A 26,345-nucleotide genomic window follows, 5' to 3' on the forward strand; every position below is an offset into this window, starting at 1 on the left:
ATAGAATTGTTAATTCGTGTAAGCGGGTCGCCCCTACACCAAACTGATAACTGTTATTCCCCAATCAATCGTTGCACATAGAGCGATCGCGTTCTTCAACTTCCGGGCTAGTCTGAATATAATCCCGTATCCAGTCACACCCCTGTTGGAAAACAGGCTTGACATCCACCACCTGATCCAATGTCCAGAGAATCACCGTATGATCTAAACTGGCAGAGGCGAGAATCTGACCATCGGGACTAAAGGCAACATCAAAGACACGATCCGGATGACCCGGTAATGTGGTGATTAACGTGCCATCACTGCGCCACAGTTTAACCGTATGATCCCAACTGGCTGAAGCCAGAAATTGACCATCGCGGCTATAGGTAACACTTTGGACGCGATCGCCATGTCCTGCTAAGGTTTTAATTAACTGCCCGTCTCTTGTCCATAGCTTAATCGTGCGATCGGCACTGGCTGAGGCAAACTGCTGACCATCGGGACGGAAGGCGATATCCCAAACTTGATCACTGTGTCCCCTCACTGTTTGTATCGCTTCCGAGGCAAATCCCCCAGAACTATCCCGTTGCCAAAGTTTAACGGTTTCATCGGAACTGCCAGAGGCGAGGAGTTGACCATCGGGACTGAAAGCCACCGTGTTCACCTCATGCTCATGTCCCAGCAATGTGGTTAATACTCTACCATCAATCCGCCAGACTTTAATCGACTTGTCCCAACTGGCTGAAGCAATCAACTCCCCATCCGGGCTGAACGCAACCTCAAACACGGTATCCTGATGTCCCTTCAGGGTTCTCAGGGGTAAACCCTCTGCCTGCCATAGTTTAACCGTTGCATCCTCTCCGGCTGAGGCAATCAAGGAACCATCGGGACTGATATCAATCCCCCACAGTTGATTCAAATCTCCCTTCAGGGTTTTAATGGGTGTGCCATCGGGTTGCCAAAACTTGAGTGTCGTATCGCTGCCAACAGACACCAATTTCTGACTGTCGGGGAAGAAATCAATGCCCCAAACTGACCTAGAATGACCTCGGAGTCGAGTTAAACTAGGCGGATTGAACCGCCACAGGCGCAGGGTTCCATTGACCCCGGATGACATCAAGGTTTGACCATCGGGACTAAAAGTAATCTGCCAAATCCCTTCTTGATTTGCCTGGATAGTGTGCAGCAAAATTCCCTCTATTGACCAGAGTTTGATTGTGTCATCCCAACTCGCGGAGGCGAGAGTTTGCCCATTGGGACTAAAAGCTAAACTGATCACCGTACTCTCATGCCCTTCCAGAGTTTGTACCAATGTCCCGTCACGCTGCCAAATCTGAATCCTGTTATACCAGGTTCCGGCTGCTAACCGTTGACCATCAGGACTGAAAACCAGACTGACAATGCGATTGAATTCTGAGGACTGATCTCGGTGATTAACACCTTTAAGGGTTTTGAGTCGGGTTCCGTCAAGATTCCACAGCTTGATTGTATTATCGAAACCGCTAGACGCCAACATCTGCCCATCGGGGCTAAACGTCACCGACCATACTGCATCCTCATGCCCGATAAAGGTGTTTAGCAGTGTACCATCTAACCGCCACAGCTTGACAGTGCCATCTTCACTCCCTGAGGCAATATGTTGACCATTTGGACTAATGGCAATCGACCGGACTAAATCCTGATGTGCCTGAATTGTCCGTAATACTGTACCCTCTAAATTCCACAGCTTAATTGTCTGATCCCAACTGGCAGAAACGAGTTGTTGACCATCAGGAGTAAACTCAACAGCAGTGACGATATCTTTATGTCCCCTCCAACTCCTTAGAAGCTTACCATCTCGACGCCAGAGTTTAATCATTTTATCTTGACCCCCAGTGGCAATCAGTTGACCATCTGGACTGATGGCAACAGTTTGGGCAGCATTTTTATGGGCTAACAGTTGATTGGATTGGTCGGCTTGAAAGACACTGCGGCGCAGAATTTGCTCAGTTTGAGAGTGTAACTCTGGAGTCACAACGGCTAGATTTTGCGATCGCCGCCATGCTTTAATTGCGGTGAATAATGCCTCTAAGTGATTATCTGAGGCAAATAAGGCTTCAGCAGAAATTGTTAGCGCTTGCACCTCTCTCACCGCCAGTTGACGCTTCTGAAACCGGGTGAATAATCCCAACCCACTGGCTACCACAAATGCCACAGTCACTGTAGCTAATAAACTCCGTTGCAGTTGGGTGGTTTTATGTTCTTGCAGCAGTCGCGCTTCTACTTCTTTAAGTCGTTTTGCCTCCTCAATGCGCTTAATTTCCTCTAAGTCGGTACTGGTGCCAAACCATTTTACAACTTCCCCATCAGGACTCCGCAGGGGAGTGGCGCGTTGCAAAAACCAACGGTAGTTCCCTTGACCATCTCTAAGGCGAAGTTCCACCTGATAGGGGTCTCCGGTTTGAAAACAGTGTTGCCAAGCGGTTTGCGATCGCGCGATATCTTCGGGATGACAAAAGACAAATCGTTCTTGGCTTGTTGCTTGCGCTAAGGTACAGTTTAAGTAATCCAATCCTCGTTGATTAATATAGGATAATTTACCATCGGCTTCAATAATCCACACAATTTGTGGTATGGCATCGGCGATCGTTCTAAAATATTGTTCTCGTTCTTTTTGTACCTGTAAGACTCGTTCAATCTCTTGGCGTTCTGCATCTTGACTCGCTGCCAAAAATTGATAATCTACATCACTTAAACGCTTTCCCTGAGACCACAGTAGGGCATCTTGTAGCGCTTGTCCCCGCAACAGTCGGGAAGTATCCTGTTGATGGCTAGCTATCCACGCCTCAATTGCTTGAGAGTAGGGACGTAATTGACTCAGTTGTGCTTGTACCCAGTTGAGATTAAAGACAGCTTGATAAATAGCATTATTAATCCGTAAATAGCCTTGCTGCTTAACAACTAACCCCGAAAGCAACAGTTCAATCTGTTCCCGACTGTCATCACTGGGAATAGAAATACCTTGAAGTAATTGCTGATAAATCCCCAAAAGTCGGGTCGTTAATTGGGGGTTGACCAGGACGCGATCGCGAATCGTTCGCAGATGTTCCGGTTCATCATTTGCTTCCCAATCCATCAACAGGCGTTCTAACACCAATTTATCGATAATTTCCCCTTCTTCACCCGCCTCAATAATGTTAGAAGATTTAACAACCAACTGACAGAGTTTTTGGGTGAGAAATGGTTGTCCTCCCGTCCAGTCTAAAATTCGCTGGAGTACCTCCATGGGGTGTTTAGCTTTTGGATTCAAGCCTTGAGCTAAAGGCTCCACCTCGGCTATCTTAAATCCGCGCAAATCAATGGCTTTGCCAATATTAAACGGCGTGCGTTTTTTATCCGCAATCAAATCCGAAGGCGTCGCCACCCCAAACAAAGCAAACGTGAGTCGCTGATATTTAGCATTCTCTGACCGTTGATTATAAAAATATCGAATTAAAGCAAAGAAATCATCTGTAGGAAACTTTAAACCCAGAACTGTATCAATTTCATCAATACAGATCAGAATATTTCCTTGGGGAATCCGAGCCAATAAAACCGTATCAATAAATCGACTGAATAGTTGAATTAGGGATAAACCCTCATGCTCATCCCACCAAATTTTCAGATTAAACTCTTGGATTTGGGAAAACTTATCGATTAATTCATATAAAAGTCCGCGATACCACTCCTTTGGCGTAATCGTCTCACTCCCCAGATTAGTTAAATCAATCGAAGCCGAATGAAACCCTCTAGCTTTAAGGCGATGAAGTGTTCGCAACCGCAAACTGGATTTCCCCATCTGTCGGGTATTAAACACATAGCAAAAGTTTCCCGCCAGCAGCGCTTCATACAATTGGTCATCAGCCGCTCGTTGAACGTAGGTGGGGTGGTTATATTTTAAACCCCCACCCACTTTGTAGTATTTAGTGAAACGAGTTAAATTGGTCATTGGTCATTGGTCATTGGTCATTGGTCATTGGTCATTTGTCATTTGTCATTCGTCGTTGTAGTGGCGTGTCACACCTTATTTGATGAATTAGAATTACGCCCGGAAACTGTAGGGGCGCAAAGACTTGCGCCCGATTCAATGGTCAAATCTATTCCACAATTTTAGTCGTCGTAGGGTGCGTTAGCGCAGCGTAACGCACCTTTCCCCTTTACCTTCTGAAATATCGGATTGTTCTAGTTTGACTCCGTAATCGACATTTAAAGCCGCTGCTAATTCAACCTGATCTAGACCGCGTTGTAATCTGACTTGACGAATTCTCAAGCCGCTGATGTTTTGCTTTTTATCCACAGTTAACAGTTTAAAACCTAATGGTCGAGATATTATCGACTGTTAAACTGGTTTGTAGACGAAAATCGTCTACAGTAGATTTTGATCCGTCAATCATCTATGATGGTCGTCACAATTAGGCTTTATCTCTAGTTTCATGCGTGTTGCTTCGTTCTTTGCAGGTATTGGCGGTTTTGATCTCGGCTTTGAACGAGCAGGGATGCAGGTTGTGTTTCAATGTGAGATAGATCCGTTTTGTCAACAGATATTAAAACGCCATTGGCCCCACGTACCCCTTCATGACGACATCTCGACCCTCAATCCAACAACTATCCCTACCTCTGATTTATGGTGTGCAGGATGGCCCTGCCAAGACCTCAGCCACGCCAACACCGAGCGACAAGGACTCACAGGGGAAAGAAGCGGGCTATTTTTCCGGTTTATGGACTTGGTTAGAGAAGTTCAGCCAACGTGGTTGGTCATGGAAAATGTGCCGGGATTGCTCTCGGCGGAGCAAGGAACCGCTCTTGAGACAGTTACCGACACGTTGGAAGCGAATGGGTATTTGGGGGGATGGATATCGTGTAACGCTCTCCATGCGGGCTTACCCCACAACCGAGACCGAGTATTCTTTATCGCAAGTTTTAGATCAGAACGTGCCTATCACTTCTTTGCTAACAGCCGCGAATTGTCTAGGGATACTGCGTCGCGAAAATCGAGCCAAGCGAAAACTCGATCCGATTTTCGTCAAGGCACTGTCACAAACGATCCGCTTGTGGTACAACGTCGCGGTGGCTTCGGGTACACCTTGGCAAAAAGCATCTGCCCCACGCTACGTGCCCAATCTGGACGACATCAAGGAGGTCATTCAGACCGACCCATACTCTGTGGCGAGAAACTTGACGTGGACAGAGTGGGAGCGGCTCATGGGGTTTCCTCCCGGATGGACAGTCGCCGAGGGAGACTCCTTGGCAACGCCGTTGTCCCCCCCATCAGCGAATGGCTCGGAAGACAAATTTTAGAAATTGTTCGTTGTTCGTAGTGAGGGAACCTTAGCCTAGTTTGTAGTAAAGGAACCTTAGCCTTATATTCAGTTAGATGATCAGAATTTCGTGACAGATCAACTCAACAGAGTCCACCTACTTTTAACCTCAAAAAAAGGGCGACCTGATCATCTGTAGGGGCGGGTTTTACGGATAACATACAAGCCCAAACAGGTAACTTATGTAAACCCGCCCTGTTTCTGGAATTGCCTGAAAGAGGAAGGATTGCTTGTTTGATTATAGAGCGACATGATCGAGTTGAGTCGGGGGAGAAATGGTGTGTCACAGCTAATTTTATGAATTAACCATTAGCCCCGAAACCGGGCGCATGGCGCACGCCCGATTCAGATAGCGTGTGCCCTAAAATTGTGGAATAGATTGATGGTTAAATTGGGCGCACGGGGCGTCATCCGTGTCAACTTAAGAAGGGCGGGTTTATTCAAGTTATTCCTTGGGTGCTCCCATGTTATCTGTCAAACCCGCCCCTACATTCCTGATATTTTAAAGGGCGGGTTTAGTTAAGTTATCAGTGGGGCGCACGTCGTGGAAAAGGGCGCACGTCGTGGAAAAGGGCGCACGTCGTGGAAAAGGGCGCACGTCGGTGCGCCCCTACGAGAAACCTCGCCCAGCGCCAAAATACTGACGGTATAACTCACAACTCGGCGTCGCTTTATTTTCCTTTAACTTAATCAACCCTAAACTATCCGGATACTCGGGTTTGGTTGGGGATGGATTGAGAATAAATGATGGCGCGATCGCATTCATTCTACGCCGCAGTACCGACTGTAGATTCGCTTTGGTGACTTTTTCTCCCAAAGCCTTACTGAGTTGTTGCCAAAGCTGCGAACCCGCAATCCGCAGGTAACCCACCTCATACTCAAACTCTTGGGCGATGTCATAATAGCTCTTCCCCTGCCAACATTGTCGGAAGATCAGCTCTTGTATATCGGTTAAGCCTTTCGGTTTAAGGCTTTGATCGATAATGCTTAGGGCTTGCTCCACATCCATCATTTTGCTGCTCCTCCCCAAATACCTAACTTTTTCTAACAATTTATAACAGGTCAGTGTTGTAGACTATACGTTGATGTAAATGATTAGTCTCTTGATATCATGTTCATACAACCATTCAACGGCTATTGATCATTCATGTAACAAGTTGTTATAAAATCAGTTAACTAACCAAGTATCTAGGTTTTGGGCGAGCAATCGATTGTCTTGTCTGGCAATATCCCCATCGCTGTTATCGGGTTCGCCGTCACCTGTTCGGCATTTAAATTGGGATACCTCAATCGCAAGGAAGGGAACAGGCAACAGGCAACAGGCAACAGGGAATACACAATTTAAATGCGTTTTAGCTTAACTGAAACATTAGCTAAATAATTTTTACAATTTTTTCTGAAAATTTCAGATGAATAGCAACGTTAAAAGCCCTGTGCATAGTCCATTTTGTCAATTTTTATTTATAAAAATAAAATTACACATAAATTTATTTTTTCCCAACATATCACCCAAGACAGAGAACAAAGATAAAAAATATTTGATTTCGGTAAATTTGAAGAAATTATGAATACATTAATTATTTTAGCTGAAGTCAGTATTGTCATAATTATTTTCTTGGGTTTGATTTGGCTTGTGGGGAAGTTATCCAAGCTAGTGATTCAATACCCACTATTTAAGATCGAGGCGCAACAAGTCAAAATGATGCGTCGGAACATCACCGGATTGTTGCTCCTGACTGCCTTGGTGCTGTGCCTGGTGATTGTCGGTGTTAATGGTTTCCTGATCTATCAAGGGAAAGACTTACAAAAGTATACACTCGACCTGATTCGGCTTATTCCACCCAGATTTTGGCTAACCTTGGCAGTTGGCATGGCTCAAAGTCTTGGTGCGGTCATTTTAGCGGCGATCGCTCTAGCCTTGATCAAATACTGCCTCAAACTAGCGAACACTCGCGCCAAAAGTATAGACAGCAGTACCACTGATGATGAAAGTATTGATGCTTTTTTTAGCGAACTTTATAAACGAATCAAATGGGGGAGTTGGCTGTGGATAATCGGTTGCTGTAGTCTGTTTCTCAAGTTACCCGCCGTAATTTCTGACTATATTTTTGTCGCCCTACGCATCTATTTAATCATCGCGGTTGGATTACTCATCATTAAAGCAGCCGCCGCGATCGTGGATATCCTAGATGTTCTCAGTATCAGATATTCTAGCCCGGATAACCTATTAAGATTTTACGATCGCCTACGCCACCTAATCCCCTTTTTGAAGCGGTGTTTGGAATTAATTTTATACACTTGCATAGCGATATTGGTAACTCAGCAGATTCAATTAATCGCTAACTTATCCGATTTTGGGCTGCGAATTATCAAAATCATTACCCTGGTATTCTTGAGTCGGGTGTTTTATGACGTGGTTTATCTCCTGGCGGAAGAATTAGTCTTTAAAGAGAAACATTTGACCGAGAGGCAAAGAAGCAGACGCTTAACGCTGGTTCCTCTATTTCGTAGCTTATTGCAATACGCAATTTATTTCACCGTTGGGATTTCTATCCTGTATACTCTCGATATTGATCCAACTCCCATCCTAGCCGGTGCGGGTATTATTGGTCTAGCTGTAGGATTTGGCGCCCAAGAACTCATTAACGATATGGTTTGTGGCTTCTTTATTCTGTTTGAAAACTACTATTTAGTGGGAGATTATATTGAAGCCGGGAACGTGGAAGAGAAAGTTGTCGAGGGTACGGTGGAAGCAATTGAACTGAGAACCACCCGTCTTAGACATCCTAATGGTCAATTACAGATTATTCGCAATGGCGCGATCGGCTCAGTGATTAACTACTCCAAAGAATATATTTTTGCTGTTGTAGAAGTTTGTGTACCCTATAATGCCAACTTAGCCCAAGTCTATCAAGTCGTTGAGGAGCTCGGACAGGAGTTAAACACCAATTATCCCGATGTCCTCGAACCCACACAAGTTGAGGGTGTGGAAAGTCTCGGCGAGTCTAACTTGTTGTTGCGGACATTAACCAAGGTAAAGCCAGGAAAGCATATTCAAATCCAGCGCATTTTGCGGCAGATGTTTATGGATACCTTGCGTGAAGAAGGCATTCTATTACCGGCTCCGATTAAAAATGAAGAATAATTTATAGCAACGTAGGGGCACGGCATTGCCGTGCCCTTACCCGATATTTTAGTTAGGTTTTGTCCCTGAAACGAACCGAAAAAATTTACAAAAAAAATGGCATAATTTGATAGACAATTTATTCAGGTAATGTTAGAATATTTTCTGGTAATATAAAAAAACAACCAACAGACAATAGGAGACTATGTTAACGGAACTTCAAACCAAAAAATGGACAAGACTATTCCAAGTCTATGACGCCGATGGAAACGGTACAGTCACCCAGGAAGACTTTGAACTCATCTTCCAAAATTTAGCCAAATTCCGCAATTTGGAAGCCAATACACCCCAGTACGATCAACTCCATGCCAAGTTTATGGAGGATTGGGAGCATCTGCAAAAAGATGCCGACAAAGATAAGGATGGGAAGGTTCAGCTTCAGGAGTGGCTAGAACACGGCGATCGACGCATCCATGACCAATCAATGTACCAAACAGTTGTTGACCTTGCCAACCAAGTTTTCGAGTTATTAGACTTAGATGGCAATGGTGTCATTACGGCTAAGGAGTACAAAACAATTATGCAGAGTTGGCACGTTTCTGAAGATGTAGCGGCGGAAACCTTTCCTAAGTTAGATTTAAATGGTGACGGTAATATATCCAAAGAAGAATTAGTCGAATTAGTTCGACAATTCCATGCGAGCGATGATCCACAGGCACCTGGAAACTCCTTCTTTGGTCCTTACTAAATTCGGCTCTGAATAAGGGGTGTAGAGACGCGCCATGGCGCGTCTCTACAACATAGAATGACCTAGATTTAGATTCTATCTGTAATCATCCTAGAAAGTTTGCCATTATATAAAAAATTAAGAGGTTTCGTTGAAATGGAATTATATTCCGTGCGAATACTAAAAACAGAGGAAGAGAAGATTTTAGCCAAAAGGCTACTTTACGAAGTTTACGTGGAAGAGCAAGGTTGGATTCCACCCGTAGGCAATCCCTCCAATTTAAAAATCACAGAAAGTGTCTTGGGAAATATCCTGGTTGATGATTATGACTCGGTGTCAACACAATTTGGTGGGTTCTATGGTGAAAACATCATAGCGGTACTTCGTGTAATTCCTCGGCTTAAGGGGCGTTTAGAGGTAGAAAATTACACCCAATTACCACTATTTCTACAAAAAGATTGCCATCATGAATTTAATCGCTTGGCTATCGATAGAAGTTTTCGCAATTCTCCCATTTTTTTATTGATCATGGCAGCAGCAATCAGGTACATGATCGGATGTGAGTATAAGTATGTAATTAGTAGCGCTCCTTTTCCCGAACCCGGAAATCTTTATTGTAAAGTTGGTGCAACTCGAATCAATTTTCCTGAGTTCAAATATTATTTGCTTGACCAAAACATTGTTTCCCTAATTGTATTTTTTCTTGAGCAACTAAATAATTTTCAGCGATTATTTACAATTGTCGATAAATTCAAGCAAAAAGGGAAGGTCAAACCAATTGACGATAAGCTTGACTTGTAATGTCTTACAGTAAACGATTCTTCAATGAACCGCCAGAATGTCAACAACGCGATCACTTTATTCACCACTGGCAGCACGAACCTTATTAGTAAAGACGTTGCCGATAACGTCTCTACAACATAGAATGACCTAGATTTAGATTCTATCTGTAATCATCCTAGAAAGTTTGCCATTATATAAAAAATTAAGAGGTTTCGTTGAAATGGAATTATATTCCGTGCGAATACTGAGAACAGAGGAAGAGAAGATTTTAGCCAAAAGGCTACTTTACGAAGTTTACGTGGAAGAGCAAGGCTGGATTCCACCCGTAGGCAATCCCTCTAATTTAAAAATCACAGAAAGTGTCTTGGGAAATATCCTGGTTGATGATTATGACTCGGTGTCAACACAATTTGGTGGGTTCTATGGTGAAAACCTCATAGCAGTACATCGGATAATTCCTCGGCTGAAGGGGCGTTTAGAGGTAGAAAATTACACCCAATTACCCGGATTTTTACAAAAAGATTGCCATCATGAATTTACTCGCTTGGCTATCGATATAAATTTTCGTAAATCTCCCATATTTGTATTGATCGTAGCAGCAGAAATCAGGTATCTAATCAGATGCGGGTGTCAGTATGCAGTTAGTACCGCCACTTTCCCCGAACCTGGAAATCTTTATTGTAAAGTTGGTGCAACTCGAATCAATTTTCCTGAGTTCAAATATTATTTGCTTGACCAAAACATTGTTTCCCTAATTGTACTTTTTCTTGAGCAACAAGAGGATTTTCGGCGATTATTTACAATTGTCGATAAATTAAAGCAAAAAGGGAAGGTCAAACCAATTGACGATGAAATTGACCTGTGATAGCAAATCCGGCATATTTTTTCTGTGAGAATTGGAAACCTTAGGGGATACGGTAGGTAGGGGCACGGCATTGCCGTGCCCTCACCCGATGTGGCTAAATCAAAACAACTCCCTATTCCGGAAGAGTCTGAGAATCTAGATAAATTGTAGCCTCTAAAATTATCAAATTCGTGTCATTTTCTCAATCAGAGACTGATGTTGAGGATAAAGCTTAGTTAATTCCTCTCGTTTAGCCAACTCAAAATCATTAAAATCAAAACCGGGATGTACGGTACACCCCACCAGTGCATAAGATTGCGGATCATTCACCGTCGAGCCAAACCAACATCCTGCTTTGACTAAGGCTTGAAACACCTCACCCTCGTCAAAATTATCACCTAACTTGATCGGACAATAGTTTCCCGATTCCTCAATAACATGAACCGTTAGTGAACTCCCGGCATAAAAATGCCATAACTCATCGGAATCGAGGCGATGAAACGCCGAAAAATCAGTTCCCTCTAATAAAAAATAGATGGCGGTTGCAGAATTCCGAGAGTCTTCAAATCGTTTGGGTAGATTTTCGTGAGGTATTTCTTGCTCACAACGATAAGTTTCCTTGTAGTACCCTCCTTCTGGATGTTTTTCAAGTCCAAGCTTTTCAATCCAATAGCTAGCGTTTTTGGTTGACATAGAGTTTCTCCTTAGAAATCATAATTTTATCTGTAGGGGTATGGCAATACCCATTGGTGTCAACTTAAGGTAAAGAGATCGAGCGAGCGGGGGGTGTAGGGGCGGGTTTTACAGATAACATGGGAGCAGCAAACTGATAACTTAACTAAACCCGCCCTTCTCCCATAGCTGAAAATTAGAATGGGTAAGGGTTATGGCTTAAGTAAGTAGGTTGGGTAGTAAGTAGGTTGGGTAGAGCGAAAGCGAAACCCAACACCATTGTTAGCCTGTTGGGTTTCGTTCCTCAACCCAACCTACGAGGCTAAAATTGTATCGGGCGACTCTTATCATCAAGTGCCTGCCAAAACAGATTGATATCCTCAGTTTTGATCTGTTGCGCCATGCGATAAACCCCTGGTTCTATTGCTGTTTCCGTTGTCGCCAGTTTCACTAATCCTAGCAGTTGCATCGTGACAATGGGATCAATATATTCGGTTTTTACGCCTTTCTCATGCTTGGCAAAAAAGTTGATCACAAAGCCATCGGCTAACAGAACTAATCGTTTCGACTGCCCGTTAAACTGAATATGATAGATTGTACCAATATCCTGGTGAATGGATTTACGAATGGAAAGACGGCTTTTAATCTTACACCGAATCCATGCCGCTAAACCAGACGCCCAGGTATCAGGTTGGGCATCTTTCAACCCACTAATCTTGAGCAATTCAGGATATTGTTTAAGTTGGGCGACGAGAGCATCAGGTGTTTTCCCAGAAGCCAAAACTTGACGCATCACCTCCATGTCATCATCTGCAACAAAGCACATCTGTTGTTCATAATATCTCGTATACCCGGTCAACTGTTGCTGAATATCTATCGTCTTTTCGGAAAGAACCGCTAACAACTCATCCAGAAAAGCAATGGCTTTTTTAAATTCATAATCCTTGGATGAACCACTAACCAGGACAAGTTCATCAACCGGATTTTCATTGTTATTTCGGGTTAAAAAGGCATTGATGTCATACTCATCAAATACAGGTAACCCCGTCATCCCAATTATGGTATCAACATGGTTCTGAATCAGGCGCGTCACTTTTTTGAACGAGAGTACCTGTTCTGAGACTAATAACGTGACTTTTTTGGATAAATTGCCGTTACTAAAGAATTGACTCATCCCTTGTCCATTGGGCAAGAATTCCATTTTCTCTGCTACATACCCAGACTCCTGTCTGATAGAATCCCATAACTGATTCAATCTGTCCAGTTCTTGCCATAGCATCTCCAAGGAAATGTCTGGATGTGGGAACGAATTGGTAAAGACTAATTCCGTAAAGGAGGCGTAGGGGGAAGAGACTGAAAAGAACTCGCGCACGGATTTCTCAATCGTCTGGTTGTATACGTGCAGACTACGATTGCCAAAGGACAAGTCGATAATCACCGGTAAACAGTTGTCTTCCACAACATATCGACCCAAGTTTAAGTAATCAACTTTTATGGCTGCATAGGGAAACTTTTCGCTGTCAATTTCTCGATAAAAGGCGTGATCGACAATGTCTATGGCAAACACATTACTGGTGCTATTCTGCATTTCGGTAAGTTCTTCAACCAGTCGAGTACCGATTGCCCCATTGCCCCCAATAACCGCCACTTTACGGGTTTCAAATGTGGGCAATCCTAATCGACCTAATGCCGTTGATGTGGAGTCAATAATCGCTTGTGAAACCCCTTTTGCCTCAAAAATAGTCTTGATGTCATCCCGTGCGGTTGAGAGTACCGGAAGCAAGGCTTTTCCTTGATTCGATTCAATGGCTGCCAAGTCTCTGCGTTCTCCAGCCGCCGTTACTTCAACGGCACCAACTATTATCCTTTCATCCACAGCTTGTTTGAACAGGGAATGCCAAGGATGGCTGGAATCGTTATAAATTTGATAAATCAGAGGGATGGCATATCCGCCATCTTCATAAATCAAAAATTTGGTCTTTTCTTGGAGACAGCGTTGAACACTGCGAATTAGTTCGGTTTCCACTAAGGTTGTCATCGCACTCATATAGTTCCGATTCACGTTCGAGTCGTTATATAAGTCGGTAAATAACGCTTCATCCGCACTCAAAAGAAAAGAGGATTGCTTAAAGTCAAATCGGTATTGCATCGGTTCAATCGGATGTTGAATCATGCGTAAACATCGATAGCTTTGACTCGACACATAATCTAACATCCTCATGGTGGGCCAATTGCTTTCACCATAGGGAATGCCAATAAAGGCATCAATGGTAAATCCTAATGCCTCTAGGGTTTGTAACGTCATCACCACTTCATGGGTGCGATGATGAAGTACCAACAGATGATAGGGATTCTGCTGGTGCAGGCTGGATTTTTCCGGCAAATTTGCATAAATGTGCTGCTGAATCGGCATATTTATGCTTGATATCAAGTATTCAACCTGTTTGTGAACCGACTGTTGATCCTCGGCGATATCGATAAAAATATCAGCGGTTGTGGTTGAAGCGGCTTGATCATAATGTATGCCCTTTACTTGCCACTGAATAAAAAAGGTTTGCTGTTGTGAGTCGTACTGCTTATGCACAACTAAGCTTCCTCCTCGCCCTAAGGATTCAGGAGTCCCGATAATCTCAAATTGATCAGGAGGAACTTCTTCCAGTAGACGGTTATTCCCAATTTGGGAGAAGAGAGTATTCAAAATTATTGCCCCAGACGGCGTTCCGGGTTTCAGAACCGTTTCCAGGATGTCAGGAGTAGCAAAGAAGGCGAGATCAAGGTCTTCTTTTTCGGGGACGGTATCTAAAATTCGGTCAGACCCCGATAAGATGAAGTTATGTTGCTCCCTGATAATCAGCTTTTTCTCTAAGGGAATAATGCTGTCCGACTTATAAGCCTCTGCCGCCAGTTCTTCGGCTAAAAAATAAAGGTAGTCATTGGCGAGTTCTCGATCAAGCGTCATACAAATAATTCTGGGTCTCAGGTTTTTATTGATGTATCCAACATATTACATCCTATCCCTATCCCATAACGGTTTAATTAATATTTTTTTTACAAACAAAGCAAATTAGCTATAACTCAGACAAATCTTCCATAATATTGCACAAAAAAAGCCTTAAGTGTAAGATTATAATTGCCCTGAGCAACTTGATTGTTTTATTAACAAAAGTAAATGACAATGAACAAACATGATCTAATCCAAAAGCTCTCCTTGCAAATGCACCCGGAGGGAGGTTACTACTCTGAGGCATATCGTTCTAGCATGATGATTGAAACCGATCGAGTGGGGCAAAAACGGTCAGCTATGACTTCGATATATTATCTGCTCACAGACGACAGCCCAATCGATTACTTTCATATCAATAAATCCGACATAATGCATTACTTCCACGGGGGTTACCCGGTAACTTATTTGCTCATCCCTCCAAATGGAACATTGCAAAAGTGTAAACTTGGTCTGAATCTAGCCAATGGAGAAAAGCCCCAACTTTTGGTTCCCGGTGGTTACTGGAAAGCAGCCGTCTTAGAAGCCGGTGAATTTGGACTATTGGGAGAAGGTGTGGCACCAGGCTTTGATTTCCGGGATATGGAAATTGCCCAGTCTGAGGATTTCCGCCAGCGATTCCCTGATAGTTGGGATCAGTTAGCTCCCTATATTAAGCCGTAGTAGACGTAGATGGCATTTCGGAAACCTTAGTTATCTCCGACTGTAGAACTGTCGGAATAACTTTTTATGTCTTCAGAAAAAATCTCTTGAGAAAGCGCCTCCATTTTATGATGATCATTTTTGAATGTTTCTATCTCATGGCTAAAGTTAGGATCATCCTTTATTGTTTGGATCTCATCGGAAATATGTTGATCGAACGCTGCACGAGTTTTCCAGGATGTACGATTAGGAAATTCTTTTTCTAGATGAGCAAAAGAATTATCTTTTTCGACCCTAATTTCACGATCAATAAGCGTTCGATAATGTTCAATCGCTTGTTGGAGCGCTTTTTGATGAAGTTCATCGCGAACTTGCGGCGTTATCTCTATACCCAATTGTTCCAACATTTGAATTAATTCCTGATAGAATTTCTGCTCAAATTCTGGCTTGCCAACCAGATAATCCTCTACCACAATTTTTAACAATTCTTCCTTGAAGGTTAAAAACCTGACGCGAGATACACATTGGCTGATAATACGATCAACACTATTTGTATTGGCGGAACCACTCAGTGAAGTTGACAAGTTTGCACTTCTTTGCGCCATAGAAACACCCCAATCTTGATTGCCTATTGGTGGGAAAATTGTTTCTAACAAATCAATTATTTGATGTTCCCGTTCTATTTCGGCTGTTACTTGTTGTTGTAAATTATGAAGAGCATGAATGGCTTGATCCAGCTTAGCTATATTTTCGGATAATTGTTCTGACTCATCAGCCTGAGCCATAGCATTTAGAATCATTCCTATGGGCAATGTAATCGCCGTCAAAACCCAACCGGCTGGACTGAGAAAGTCCCCAAAAGCTATAACTTTAGAAGCAATGCTGAAAGCACGAATAGATGCTGCCAGAGATATACCCAGCGCTCCTAACCCGGCAACACCATCTAAAAGAGCTAAAGCCGTAGTGACATGTTGTAAAGTTTCAATAACTGGTGCAAGATCTGTATCTAAAGATACAACTCCTTGGGTTTGGAGTTCTTGTATCTTTGTACTTAGTTCTCTTGAATTATATTGTAGTTCAAGCTCCTGTACAATCTGCTCAAGTTGCTGTGAAGATGGATTGGAGGCTCTTATCGTTTTCCAGATTATGGAAAAGCTATGAAGATGGCTTACATGGTAACCAAAGTCTGTATGAGTCGTATCAAAGGAGATGGACAAACTTTGGAAACTGTTTTGTAAAGTTTGGTACTCTTGTTGCTTTTGCGCGTACTCAGTTCTTTTAGCCCTTAATGCATTATAAGACTCTCGTTGTACATCACATATCCCAACACAAAGACCCGCCTGATCCATACCCTCTCTAAACGTATTAAACTCTTCGCTAAGGGAACCGCCCGCTAAGGCATTTACAGCCGTTAAGGTTGTATCTACGGTAGTCGAGATGATCTGCTGTTGCATGTTCAATAATCCCCTACCAAAGTCGTCACTACTTTTGCCCGAACTAGACATTTTAAACCCCTAAAAATTAAAGCATTTTTTGCCGTTAAACCTGTTTAGCGCTCGGTGAGATTCTCTTGTATATTGGAGTTCCCCAATCGTCAAGCACAACATAACCCTCTGAATCTAGTTCAGGCTCGTGAAATAAGCAATTTCCTTCAGCGTCTTTTTTCAGAAAGAGTCCTTTTTTTGATTTTTTGAATTCTAGAACAGGAGGGGCAAATAAGGGGGAACCATCATGCTCCACAATTTCTCCATTCCTGTGCCTGAGTAATGGAGAACATACAAGCTCCCCTTTGGTATCGAAAACAAAATCTTGCGTTTGGGGGTCAAGCACTGGCCTTGGATAGACATATAACCCTATAGAGGTTCTCAGTATCCCTCTTTTCTTATCTTCTAAAGGTGAAATAAATACAGGTTTACCGTTTGAATCCTTAGCCAGTTTGCCTGTTCTCAAACTACGAAGAGCGATCGGCATTGGCTCAAGACTTTGAACCACATCTCTTAACCTGAATGCTGGACGATAAAGACTAGGGAGAGCTTTACCTCGATAACTGTCAATTGGAAAACACTTTTTCTTGTATACAACTTGTCCCTTAGTGAAGCCACGTCTTTCAACCAAGGCTTGTAGTCCTGTTTCCCCCCAGTCTATGGACAGATTAATTTCGCTGATCATTAACCGCTCAGCCAAAGATTCAGCTCCCTCAACCAACGTTGTGATTGCCTTGAGTTCACGGTGTTCCGGGTAGAGATAGATGGCATGAACATTGAGTAATCGTTCAGATAAGAAGGGATGCAAATGTTCATATTCAAGTGATATATTTTTCGGGATATAGTCGGGAACTGACTCATCAAAAACACTTAATATCATACTCCCTGCTATGTTTTTGTCGCACTCTATAACAAGCAAGTATGTGAATTTTAAGCAGAGCTTGTTATAGACAAAATATTTGAAATTAAAATCCGGTTTAACTTTTAATTTTAGATGGGATTGCTTTCGACAACTCTCTTCTGAATAGGACTTCCATAAAAGAGCAAGTTGATCGACATCGTTCTGGGTTGCTTCTCTACAACTGTATTCCATGATCTCTAAATAACCTTTTTTTAGGTTTGACAATTCTAGAACATTTGAGCCAGGAATTTGTTTTCTATCCCGGCTCGAAACTTGAACTTTTATTTTACTTGATTGAGATAAAAACTTGTTTTTGTCCCTGGCAGAGATAAGCCTCTATCCTCAAAAATGAGATCTCCTGAGCAATTCGATGGGTATATTCAGGTCTATTGAAATCTGCTCCAGAGTCAAATCAAGCTGAGATTGCTGATTGGCATTGACATAGTTAACCTTGTCTTGTGATGAAATACTCTGGTTCAGAGCCTGCCACAACCTGATCACCTCTGACTCTACCTCATTCTCAGTTTGCCAGTGTGTTCGGTTCTCCAAGCTGCTGTTTCCCGTTATCCTGTTCCAAACTCTACTTGTTTTTACCTTAGTGTGATTTTCTTCATAATCTTGTCTGAGTTGTTCTATTTCACCGACTAACTTTTGTTTCATCAGTGATTTCTGATCAGGGGACAAAGACATGGTAATGCCAAGAATGCTTATCGATTGCGTAAATCGACATTCTACTAAAAAATCTTGATTTTCATCTTTTTCCAGATAATCTTTTTCCAGCCACCACTCATGGAGTAACTCCCATGTACCCTGAACAATTTCTTGTGTGCAATCAATGTCACGCCGCACTTTTTGCAGGTTTGATTCCAAATCGCTAAAAAGCTTAGCCAGACTATCCGTGAAACCAATACCTATGTCTCGAAGTGCATTGTAGCGTACTTCCGCTGTAGACGAGGTATCTAAGGCAATTGTCTGCTTGGCTGTAAAGATTCCAAATGCATTTTGAATCTTGTGGAAATTTTGGGAATCTTGAGGGCTTATAAAATTTAACTGACCATTCGGTAGATGCGACTGTTCAGCTACTATCCGCTGATACTCGCCAATGACCAGTTCATATATGCTTTTTACATCAGATTTAACGGCTCCTGATGCAGATGAATCCGATGCTCCTATTACTTCAACAAGTGCTTTTTCTGTATCAGCTTGTATAGTTGTCAAGCCTCTTGTTAACATCTCTCTGCCGTTTTGAGCATCTGGACTGTTTCCGTCTATCTCTATTTGAAAATAATGGGCGACCTCATCTATTTGAGCGGCGGAACAACCAGCCATAGCTAACTGAAGATATTTTGAAGTCTCTTGGACTAACCTTGTTGAAGCTTGTAATTGCTGTTTCATGTCTTGAACGTGTTGGATGCCTGTAATAAAAGATCTCAACCCAAACACACTCGACACAAGGCTACCCATTTGCAACGCTGAACCGACGATTTTCTGGACAACCCTCACTTTGCTGATCACGGCCGATGGAATTCTTTGCCGTATTCTTGCACCAATGGTATCTATCTTCCCTTCAACGACTAAATCGGGATGATAAGCGCTGCCTGATGATGACGGTGCTGTGGAGTGCCGGATTCTTGTAAATTGTTTGAATGAGAAAACCCCCACTTTTAGTAGAATATCTCCCGATGCCAGTCCGATAAATAGACGATCGGCTTCTATTGTTTCTGGGTCATCGTTTTGATTTCGATCTAGCGGCTCTTGCGCCTGGATATTCACCCAGGTGTATTGTTGCGGTAATTGCCGTTGTATGTTTGTGATGATAGTGGCTATCTCCTCATACAGATCCTCTATCCGTTCTAACCTTCTAGAAAAGATAGACACATCGTCATAAACAAGTCTCATCCCTGCATTCAACTTATCAATTGTCCGGCTCATTTCTATCGTTTGGTGATGAAGACGATGAGCTTCTAGTGACGCTTTAGTAAACGCGGTTAAATCATCTCCATAGTTCAGATAGTCGTTACCCAGAACCTCTTTGGCTATTTCATTGCTAAGGGATAAAAGGTCTTGAGTTGTCGTGATTACATCTACTGCTCTACCCCCTACTCTCACTAGGTTAGTCACTGTACCCGATCTCGCTAGACGAGTACTCACTTGAATTAAGTCTTGTGCAGATTCTGCTAGCCGAGATGCAATGTTAAATCCCCTGAATACACTGACCATATCTTTTCTCTTTTCTTTCTTGCATTAACCCAAGTTGGTAGCTAGACGGATTATAGAATGACTATCCCAGCCCTTGTCAACCTGACGAGGCATTTTACTAACATTTTATAACATTTTATAACATCAAGATGTTGTAACAGGTAAGTTAATCCTATTTTTACTAACATTTTCTAACAAAAGCCGTCTTGCTGGAGAGGGCGTATCAATCCTAAGATGGGAAGTTGACAAAAACAAAGCGCGATGGGGTTGGGTTGAAGAACGAAACCAAGCCTACTTGCGTTGATAGTGAGTTAAAAAGGAGAAAAATCCCATGCCACATCCATTACTTGAAGTAGTACAACTTTTAAAAGAGGGGAGTGTTCGTACTGCTTATCATCTGCTGCATAGTTTGAACTACGATCGCAAGACGCAAACGAAAGAGTATGTGTTTGCGGATGCATTGAAGAAGAAGTTTGACGTTAACTATATCGAACAAGCCAACGTTTACCTGGGAAAATATGAGGATGAAGAAGACTCCAAGATTGACATCTTTGATGCTCTGGCAAAGGTACCCGTTTTCACCTATTCCTACCAGATTGGGAATCCATTACTCGCTGAGTATATTACCGAAAGTGGGTTAGCAGACGTGGCTTACATGGATTTGGGTTTAAGTAAAGGCAGTCAAGCCATCGCTGTGATGAAATTGGTGGCTGAAAGTGATCACCCACCGGAGAAATTTACTGTCATTGGTTTAGAACCTGTTCCTGCCAGTTTAGACGCCGCCGAGCAAGCCATTCGGGAAGCCGGAAAAGCGCTACCCTTTGCGGTGGATTTTGTCGGAATTGATAAATGTGCCGAAGATCTCTCCTGGGAAGAATGGCAAGACTTACGACAGCGTTTTGGCGGCAAAGTGACGATAAATGCCGCCTATTCTCTCCATCATATCGTCAGTGAACCCCATGAAGGAGATGAACGCGATCGCGTGCTGCGCCAACTGTATCTGTTGAATCCTCTGGGGTTTGTGTTGCTAGAAGGGAATGCTAACCATAATATTGATGAATTTTTTCAACGGTTTCAAAACTGTTGGGATTTGTACGGCACCTGCTTCGATATAGTGGATGCGGTGAATGAATTAACGGATGCGGAAAAAGTAGCGTTGAAAGTCGGCTTTTTTGGACGTGAAATTGAGGATATTCTGTCTGAAGATGAAATGGCAAATCGCCATGAACGCTTAGAACCGTTATCGGTTTGGGTTGAGCGGTTTGTGCGGGCAGGGTTCTACTTGAAAAAGAAAATTCCCAACATACCTCCTGTGAATCATCCAACCTTAGCCGTGCGTCAGTACAGAGGCTATGTGGGTGTGGAATATAACCACCGTACCATCGTTGGGGTTCTAGCCGCCCAAGTGGATAAATATAGCAAGGTGTGAGACTCGAAGGGTAAACGCCCAATACGGTAGGGACACGATACTATCGTGCCCTAATCCAAGGATATGAAAGGATTTTACTAGATTTCTTTGTATTTGCTCCACATCCATCATTTTGCTGCTCCTCCCCAAATACCTAACTTTTTATAACAATTTCTAACAGGTCAGTGTATTAGAATGTGCATCGAGATAGCTGACTGATGTATTTATATTTATGTTCATACAACTTTTACACAGTTATCGGGTCTTAATTTAATAAGTTGTCAGAAAATACGTTAAACTATAAAAAAATTAGGGTTTTGGGCTGGAAATTGATTGTTGAGTCAGGCAATATTCCAGTAGCTGTTATCGTTCGCCGTCAAAAACTGAAGTGTTTTTCAGGGGACACCGAGTCCTGAGCGAAGCATCTATTGAGATTTTTTACGCTGCTATCGTGCCGTTTTCTAAATGATCGATTTTGTGCTGTGTGTGCGGATCACGTCAGCGTTTACATTACCGTGAACGACTGAACTGTCAGCATTATTTTTTCAATTTAGTTTAAACAATGCCAGATGATTAGCAAAATCCCAACACATACAAATACTACAGCTTGGCAAGTTTTGTTCGTGGGAAATGACCCCGCAATCGTCCAACAGATTCAAGCCATTTTCCTGGATAATCAGAATCCACAGGCATCGCTCATTCGGGTGAAAAGTCTTCATGCAGCCCGAGAACGTTTGCAACAAGAGAAATTTGATATTATTGTATTCGATTTGTGTCTGATATCAAGGGGAAAGAAAACAGAAGGCTTGCAGGAGAGCGAAGGGTATGATTATCGTTTAGAAGAACAGGATACTAGCCCAGCACAGTGGCTGGATGCGATCGCGCGACTTCAGGAGTATAGTGGAGAAAGCCCAACTCATGCCGAAATTCCCATTGTTGTCCTCGGTGCGGCGGAGGATGAAGCGTTAGCATTTCAACTGATTCAAGCCGGGGTTCAGGATTATTTAATTAAAGGAGAATTCGATAATTCCCAACTTATGCGCTCCCTGCGCTATGCGATTGCCCGTCAACAGGTGCGGAATCAGGAAAATCAAGGAGTAGAGAAGAAACAAAGATGGGAAGATAAGGATGAATTTTACCACTCTCTCATCCCTAAATTTAAATCCCTGATTCCGGACGAAAACGGAAACGGACAATATACTCAACCACCATCAAATCAATTAGAGTTCGCCTGTCAATGCGACGCGGATAAAATTAGCGAAAATTTTTCAATTCTTGCTCCACCCCTACGACTACCAGACAATCAACAGCAGCGTTTCTTTAACCTTTCCATGAATCTGCTCTGTATTGCTGGGTTTGATGGCTATTTTAAACAGTTAAATCCAGTTTGGGAAACGACATTGGGTTACTCTATCTCGGAACTCTTGAGTCAACCTTATCTGAATTTTGTCCATCCCGATGACCAAGATGCCACTCAACGGGAAGCACAAAAGCTGATCAATAATAGCGTTTCCACAATTAACTTTGAGAATCGTTATCGCTGTAAAGATGGCTCCTATCGCTGGTTCCTCTGGAGTGCAACGCCAGTAGTAGAAGAAGGGTTAATTTATACCGTTGCTCATGATATCACCGCCCGCAAACAGACCGAAGAAAAATTACACCTGCTCGAACGGGCGATCGCGGCGGCGAGTAATGGTATCGTGATTACCGATGCTCAAGCCCCTGATCATCCCATTGTTTACGTCAACCCGAGTTTTGAGCAGATGACGGGTTACTCCCCAGCCGAAATTCTCGGTCATAATTGCCGTTTCCTCCAGAGACAAGACACCCATCAACCCCAATTGCAGGAAATACGCCAAGCCCTCCAGGACAAACGAGATTGTCATGTCACCCTGCGAAACTATCGGAAAGACGGTACACTATTTTGGAATCCCGATGACCTAGATTCTATCGTCGATGAAATTCAGAGGTATGGATTTTGGAGTCGAGAGATAGAATATGTGAGCAAAAAAGGACGGTTATTTTGGGGAAATTTAGCTGTCAAGCGAATTCAAGTGGCGGATAAAACCCTCCATTTAGTCCGCGTCACCGACATCACCCCCCGTAAACAAGCAGAATCCTTAGCTTCATTGCTGGCAATATTAACCCCGCCCGGATGTATATCCGTGATCTTTTGCAGCTAATTTACCTCTACGGTCAATTTTATCCCATACCACCTCAGGAAATTCAAGACTATATTGTTGAGAGAGAACTCGATTTTATTGAGCAAGACTTTGTAAAATTATTAAATTCCATGCAAGAGGGAGCGGCAAGAATTCAGGGCATCGTTCAATCTCTGCGAAACTTCTCCCGTTTAGATGAATCGGACTACAAAAAAGCTGATATTCACCAAGGTATCGAAAGCACCCTGATGATCTTACAACATCGCCTGAGAAAACAGCCGAACCGAGCCGCGATTCGGGTGATGCGAGAGTATGATGATCTGCCCTTAATTAATTGCTATCCTGGAGAGTTGAATCAGGTCTTTATCAATATTTTGAGTAATGCAATTGATGCTTTAGAAATACGGATGCAGCAGGATACAAACTTTATTCCTAAGATTCGGATTTGTACCGATTTTATCACAGTTCAGAGTCAACAGGATATCAATAAAATTATTATTCGGATTACCGACAATGGTGTAGGGATAGATCGTCAGATTAAATCGCGCATATTTGACCCGTTTTTTACCACCAAAACCATTGGTCAAGGCACAGGATTAGGTTTATCGGTTGCCCACACCAGTATCGTGGAGCGACATAAGGGTGAGATTCATTGTAAATCGTTATTAGGGCAAGGTACAGAGTTTGTGATTGAGTTACCTGTGTGATTGATCATTGGTCATACTCGCTCCCGAAAAGAAGCAAGCTATATCATTTGCCATTGTAGTTAGTAATTTTTTTTGATCAAAGACAGATTAGGTTGAGGAAAATTCACACAAAATCAAACATTTTACAACACCAAACTCGGTGATTCAGGGTTATGATATTATTAAGGATAGTTTAGGTGTATTGGCTTCTAAAGATTTGGTATTTAAATCTTTAGGAGCTAGTTTATTAAAGAATAATAATAGTTGGAGAGATAAGAACTGTGGTAGAGACGTTCCGCCGGAACCTCTCTACCATAAGATGTGTCCTAACCGCTATGGCGATTGCTATATAAGAGGGCACGGCAATGCCGTACCCCTACCACCCTCTGATTGCAAGTCGAGGTGTTGCCTATTCCCACCACAAGACTTATTCAGCAGCCCCTAATCAAGCCGCAGGTAAGAGCGATCGCGACAACACCACACTCTGATAATACTGTTGTAACTGACGGGTTGCGGCTGACCAACTCCACTGTTCGGCTTCCGCCCTGGCGTTTTCTCGTAAGGTTTCCCGTTCGGTTTGTTCCTGGAACAGACGTTGAGTCGCTGCGATCGCGCCTTGTTCATCCCTCGGGTCAAATAGGTAGCCGTTTACCCCATCGGTGACAATATCGGGAATTCCCCCAGAACGCGCCGCCACCACGGGACACCCCGCCGCCATTGCTTCGAGTAAAACTAATCCCAAAGTTTCAGTGCGGGAAGGGAAAATAAACGCATCCGCCGACGCAAAGGCAGAACCTAAGGCTTCACCCGTCAGATACCCGACAAAATGGGTAGGGGTTCCAGCAAAATGTTTTTCCAAGGCGCTGCGATGAGGTCCATCGCCCACTAATGCCAAACGCGCACCGGGAATCGATTCCAGAACTGGCTTAATCCGGTCAATTTCCTTTTCCGCCGACAAACGCCCCACATAAAGCAGCAATGGGCTTTCCGGGTGTCCTTGGGACAAGTGCGATCGCATCTCGGTTGACGCCAAACTGGGACGAAATGTCTCCGTATCTACCCCCCGTTGCCACAAATCCAATCGTTCAATCCCGTGCCCTCTCAATTCCTCCACCATCGCCGTCGAGGTACATAAATTAAGCTGGGCTTGGTTGTGATTTGCCTTAATTAATTCCCACATCACCGGTTCTAACATCCCTAACCCATAATGCTGAAGATACTGGGGTAAATGAGTATGATAGGACGCGATTAAAGGAATTTGCATCGCTTTAGCATAATAGAGTCCCCCTAACCCTAATACCGCCGGATTCACCACATGAATTACATCCGGCTTAAATTCAGCTAACGCTATGCCAATCGCGGGTCGAGGTAATGCCAGTTTCAGTTCGGGATATAAAGGTAATGGAAAAGCCGAAACGCCATAAATTTTGGCACCTTTGTGTTCTGTGAGTCCACCATCTGGACAGATTACCAGAACCTGGTCACCATTGCGTTGTAAATGGTCAACCGTGTGCCGCAGTCGCGTGACAATCCCATCAACTTTAGGCAAAAAAGTTTCAGTGAATAAGGCAATTCGCATAATCGTGTGACTGTGTGCGGAGTGGTATTGCAAACGGTAGGAGGCAGGAGGCAGTGGTTCGACAGGACTTCGGCGTGAGCGCGGACCCCTGAGCCTGTCGAAGTTCAGTCGAACGCTCACCAACCAGGTAGGAGGGTTGTTACTGGTATAGGGTCTCAGCCATTATATCTCTGTCCTGAGAAGACCCTCGCTTTCAGCGATGGGATGAATCAGGACATTGTTGATCCTGGATGTAAACCTTAAGCCTTTCTATTGTAACGCCACCGCAGCTAGAGACAAAATAAGAACCCGTCAATAAAACCCTTTTCTTGTAAACAGAAGTTAACATGGGTTCAAATTCTCGCCACATCGTCTTAGATGATGTGGCTTTTAAATTGGCAATCAGGTTGCTCAATAACTTGTGGGGCGGATAAGAAAGGAGAAGGTGTACATGGTCTTCTTCTCCATTAAACTGAAGGACTTCTGACTCCCAACTGCTCGCTACAGACTCGAACACCTCTGACAACCTTACTAACATCTCTTTTGTGAACACACTTTTGCGGTATTTGGACACAAATACGATATGTACAGTGAGGTTGTATACAGCTCTGCGAGTCCTTTTGTATGTTGTTTCTGGATGCATTGACAATAGACGACTAAAATGATACTGTTAAAATAACACATCGACGGGTCGAGACGATGCTAGTTTACGAATTTAAGGTAAAAGCCTCTAAAGCTCAACTTAGAGCTATAGATGAAGGAATAAGGATATGTCAGTTCATTCGCAACAAATGCTTGCGATACTGGCTAGACGCTCCTAGAGAGGAAAAGGTTGA

19 protein-coding genes and 1 pseudogene are annotated in these 26,345 nt (G+C 43.2%); 10 read left to right on the plus strand and 10 right to left on the minus strand.

Annotated features, from left to right (window positions below; all coding sequences use genetic code 11):
* Positions 1–64: 64 nt before the first annotated feature.
* Entirely contained in the window at positions 65–3,949 is a 3,885-nt protein-coding gene (locus RIC07_RS09540) for a WD40 domain-containing protein (RefSeq protein WP_446394303.1), read from the minus strand.
* A gap of 180 nt (positions 3,950–4,129) precedes the next feature.
* Positions 4,130–4,297 (minus strand): hypothetical protein, encoded by a 168-nt coding sequence (locus RIC07_RS09545; RefSeq protein WP_446394304.1) that lies wholly within the window; start codon positions 4,295–4,297, stop codon positions 4,130–4,132.
* 136 nt (positions 4,298–4,433) lie between these two features.
* Here RIC07_RS09545 and RIC07_RS09550 point away from each other — a divergent pair, with 136 nt between their 5' ends.
* On the plus strand, positions 4,434–5,318 hold the full coding sequence (locus RIC07_RS09550; RefSeq protein WP_446394305.1) for a DNA cytosine methyltransferase: 885 nt from the start codon (positions 4,434–4,436) through the stop codon (positions 5,316–5,318).
* A 610-nt stretch (positions 5,319–5,928) separates the two neighbouring features.
* Here the strand turns inward: RIC07_RS09550 and RIC07_RS09555 are convergent.
* Entirely contained in the window at positions 5,929–6,330 is a 402-nt protein-coding gene (locus tag RIC07_RS09555) for a hypothetical protein (RefSeq protein WP_446394306.1), read from the minus strand.
* Between the two features lie 552 nt (positions 6,331–6,882).
* Here RIC07_RS09555 and RIC07_RS09560 point away from each other — a divergent pair.
* From RIC07_RS09560 to RIC07_RS09575, 4 genes are all read left to right on the plus strand, one after another.
* Complete coding sequence (locus tag RIC07_RS09560; protein ID WP_446394307.1) at positions 6,883–8,463, plus strand: mechanosensitive ion channel family protein; 1,581 nt, start codon at positions 6,883–6,885, stop codon at positions 8,461–8,463.
* Positions 8,464–8,647: 184 nt separating this feature from the next.
* Positions 8,648–9,190 carry an EF-hand domain-containing protein gene (locus tag RIC07_RS09565; protein ID WP_446394308.1) on the plus strand — a complete coding sequence of 181 codons (543 nt, stop codon included), beginning with the start codon at positions 8,648–8,650 and terminating at the stop codon, positions 9,188–9,190.
* Positions 9,191–9,325: 135 nt separating this feature from the next.
* Positions 9,326–9,970, plus strand: a complete 645-nt coding sequence (locus tag RIC07_RS09570) for a hypothetical protein (RefSeq protein ID WP_446394309.1) — start codon at positions 9,326–9,328, stop codon at positions 9,968–9,970.
* Positions 9,971–10,172: 202 nt separating this feature from the next.
* Complete coding sequence (locus RIC07_RS09575; RefSeq protein WP_446394310.1) at positions 10,173–10,817, plus strand: hypothetical protein; 645 nt, start codon at positions 10,173–10,175, stop codon at positions 10,815–10,817.
* Positions 10,818–10,979: 162 nt separating this feature from the next.
* Here RIC07_RS09575 and RIC07_RS09580 read toward each other — a convergent pair whose 3' ends face one another.
* Together RIC07_RS09580 and RIC07_RS09585 are read right to left on the minus strand one after the other, a co-directional pair.
* Positions 10,980–11,489, minus strand: coding sequence for a cupin domain-containing protein (locus RIC07_RS09580; protein WP_446394311.1), 510 nt, complete (start codon positions 11,487–11,489; stop codon positions 10,980–10,982).
* 301 nt (positions 11,490–11,790) lie between these two features.
* Positions 11,791–14,427: a hypothetical protein gene (locus RIC07_RS09585; RefSeq protein WP_446394312.1), complete on the minus strand. Its 2,637-nt coding sequence runs from the start codon at positions 14,425–14,427 to the stop codon at positions 11,791–11,793.
* Between the two features lie 216 nt (positions 14,428–14,643).
* Here RIC07_RS09585 and RIC07_RS09590 point away from each other — a divergent pair, with 216 nt between their 5' ends.
* Positions 14,644–15,132 (plus strand): cupin domain-containing protein, encoded by a 489-nt coding sequence (locus RIC07_RS09590; protein ID WP_446394313.1) that lies wholly within the window; start codon positions 14,644–14,646, stop codon positions 15,130–15,132.
* A gap of 26 nt (positions 15,133–15,158) precedes the next feature.
* Here the strand turns inward: RIC07_RS09590 and RIC07_RS09595 are convergent, their stop codons facing one another.
* The 3 genes from RIC07_RS09595 to RIC07_RS09605 all read right to left on the minus strand — a co-directional run bounded on the left by RIC07_RS09595 (position 15,159) and on the right by RIC07_RS09605 (position 19,716).
* Positions 15,159–16,616, minus strand: a complete 1,458-nt coding sequence (locus RIC07_RS09595) for a hypothetical protein (RefSeq protein ID WP_446394314.1) — start codon at positions 16,614–16,616, stop codon at positions 15,159–15,161.
* A gap of 34 nt (positions 16,617–16,650) precedes the next feature.
* Positions 16,651–17,721, minus strand: coding sequence for a hypothetical protein (locus tag RIC07_RS09600; RefSeq protein ID WP_446394315.1), 1,071 nt, complete (start codon positions 17,719–17,721; stop codon positions 16,651–16,653).
* A gap of 117 nt (positions 17,722–17,838) precedes the next feature.
* The gene (locus tag RIC07_RS09605; protein ID WP_446394316.1) at positions 17,839–19,716 is read right to left on the minus strand and encodes a hypothetical protein; all 1,878 of its coding nucleotides are present in this window, start codon (positions 19,714–19,716) and stop codon (positions 17,839–17,841) included.
* A gap of 310 nt (positions 19,717–20,026) precedes the next feature.
* On the opposite strand from RIC07_RS09605, the gene RIC07_RS09610 reads away from it, so the two are divergent.
* The 3 genes from RIC07_RS09610 to RIC07_RS09620 all read left to right on the plus strand — a co-directional run bounded on the left by RIC07_RS09610 (position 20,027) and on the right by RIC07_RS09620 (position 23,972).
* Positions 20,027–21,124 (plus strand): GRAS family protein, encoded by a 1,098-nt coding sequence (locus RIC07_RS09610; protein ID WP_446394317.1) that lies wholly within the window; start codon positions 20,027–20,029, stop codon positions 21,122–21,124.
* 548 nt (positions 21,125–21,672) lie between these two features.
* Positions 21,673–23,286, plus strand: a complete 1,614-nt coding sequence (locus RIC07_RS09615) for a PAS domain S-box protein (RefSeq protein WP_446394318.1) — start codon at positions 21,673–21,675, stop codon at positions 23,284–23,286.
* Entirely contained in the window at positions 23,259–23,972 is a 714-nt protein-coding gene (locus RIC07_RS09620; RefSeq protein WP_446394319.1) for a sensor histidine kinase, read from the plus strand. Before RIC07_RS09615 ends, RIC07_RS09620 begins: the two co-directional genes overlap by 28 nt.
* A 424-nt stretch (positions 23,973–24,396) precedes the next feature.
* Here the strand turns inward: RIC07_RS09620 and RIC07_RS09625 are convergent, their stop codons facing one another.
* Both RIC07_RS09625 and tnpA read right to left on the minus strand, forming a co-directional pair.
* Positions 24,397–25,530 (minus strand): glycosyltransferase family 4 protein, encoded by a 1,134-nt coding sequence (locus RIC07_RS09625; protein ID WP_446394320.1) that lies wholly within the window; start codon positions 25,528–25,530, stop codon positions 24,397–24,399.
* Positions 25,531–25,723: 193 nt separating this feature from the next.
* Positions 25,724–26,152, minus strand: coding sequence for an IS200/IS605 family transposase (gene tnpA / locus RIC07_RS09630; RefSeq protein WP_446394321.1), 429 nt, complete (start codon positions 26,150–26,152; stop codon positions 25,724–25,726).
* A gap of 56 nt (positions 26,153–26,208) precedes the next feature.
* Here tnpA and RIC07_RS09635 point away from each other — a divergent pair.
* Positions 26,209–26,345 (plus strand): annotated as a pseudogene (locus RIC07_RS09635) (RNA-guided endonuclease InsQ/TnpB family protein); the annotation flags it as partial.

The organism is Coleofasciculus sp. E1-EBD-02 (assembly GCF_040218245.1).
Taxonomy (GTDB): Bacteria; Cyanobacteriota; Cyanobacteriia; order Cyanobacteriales; family Coleofasciculaceae; genus Coleofasciculus.

Bases quoted from the DNA above. Each gene is read 5' to 3' on its own strand.
- RIC07_RS09540 (WP_446394303.1), bottom strand. From the start codon at position 3,949: ATGACCAATTTAACTCGTTTCACTAAATACTACAAAGTGGGTGGGGGT.
- RIC07_RS09550 (WP_446394305.1), top strand. From the start codon at position 4,434: ATGCGTGTTGCTTCGTTCTTTGCAGGTATTGGCGGTTTTGATCTCGGC.
- RIC07_RS09555 (WP_446394306.1), bottom strand. From the start codon at position 6,330: ATGATGGATGTGGAGCAAGCCCTAAGCATTATCGATCAAAGCCTTAAA.
- RIC07_RS09560 (WP_446394307.1), top strand. From the start codon at position 6,883: ATGAATACATTAATTATTTTAGCTGAAGTCAGTATTGTCATAATTATT.
- RIC07_RS09565 (WP_446394308.1), top strand. From the start codon at position 8,648: ATGTTAACGGAACTTCAAACCAAAAAATGGACAAGACTATTCCAAGTC.
- RIC07_RS09570 (WP_446394309.1), top strand. From the start codon at position 9,326: ATGGAATTATATTCCGTGCGAATACTAAAAACAGAGGAAGAGAAGATT.
- RIC07_RS09575 (WP_446394310.1), top strand. From the start codon at position 10,173: ATGGAATTATATTCCGTGCGAATACTGAGAACAGAGGAAGAGAAGATT.
- RIC07_RS09580 (WP_446394311.1), bottom strand. From the start codon at position 11,489: ATGTCAACCAAAAACGCTAGCTATTGGATTGAAAAGCTTGGACTTGAA.
- RIC07_RS09585 (WP_446394312.1), bottom strand. From the start codon at position 14,427: ATGACGCTTGATCGAGAACTCGCCAATGACTACCTTTATTTTTTAGCC.
- RIC07_RS09590 (WP_446394313.1), top strand. From the start codon at position 14,644: ATGAACAAACATGATCTAATCCAAAAGCTCTCCTTGCAAATGCACCCG.
- RIC07_RS09595 (WP_446394314.1), bottom strand. From the start codon at position 16,616: ATGTCTAGTTCGGGCAAAAGTAGTGACGACTTTGGTAGGGGATTATTG.
- RIC07_RS09605 (WP_446394316.1), bottom strand. From the start codon at position 19,716: ATGGTCAGTGTATTCAGGGGATTTAACATTGCATCTCGGCTAGCAGAA.
- RIC07_RS09610 (WP_446394317.1), top strand. From the start codon at position 20,027: ATGCCACATCCATTACTTGAAGTAGTACAACTTTTAAAAGAGGGGAGT.
- RIC07_RS09615 (WP_446394318.1), top strand. From the start codon at position 21,673: ATGATTAGCAAAATCCCAACACATACAAATACTACAGCTTGGCAAGTT.
- RIC07_RS09620 (WP_446394319.1), top strand. From the start codon at position 23,259: ATGTATATCCGTGATCTTTTGCAGCTAATTTACCTCTACGGTCAATTT.
- RIC07_RS09625 (WP_446394320.1), bottom strand. From the start codon at position 25,530: ATGCGAATTGCCTTATTCACTGAAACTTTTTTGCCTAAAGTTGATGGG.
- tnpA (WP_446394321.1), bottom strand. From the start codon at position 26,152: ATGCATCCAGAAACAACATACAAAAGGACTCGCAGAGCTGTATACAAC.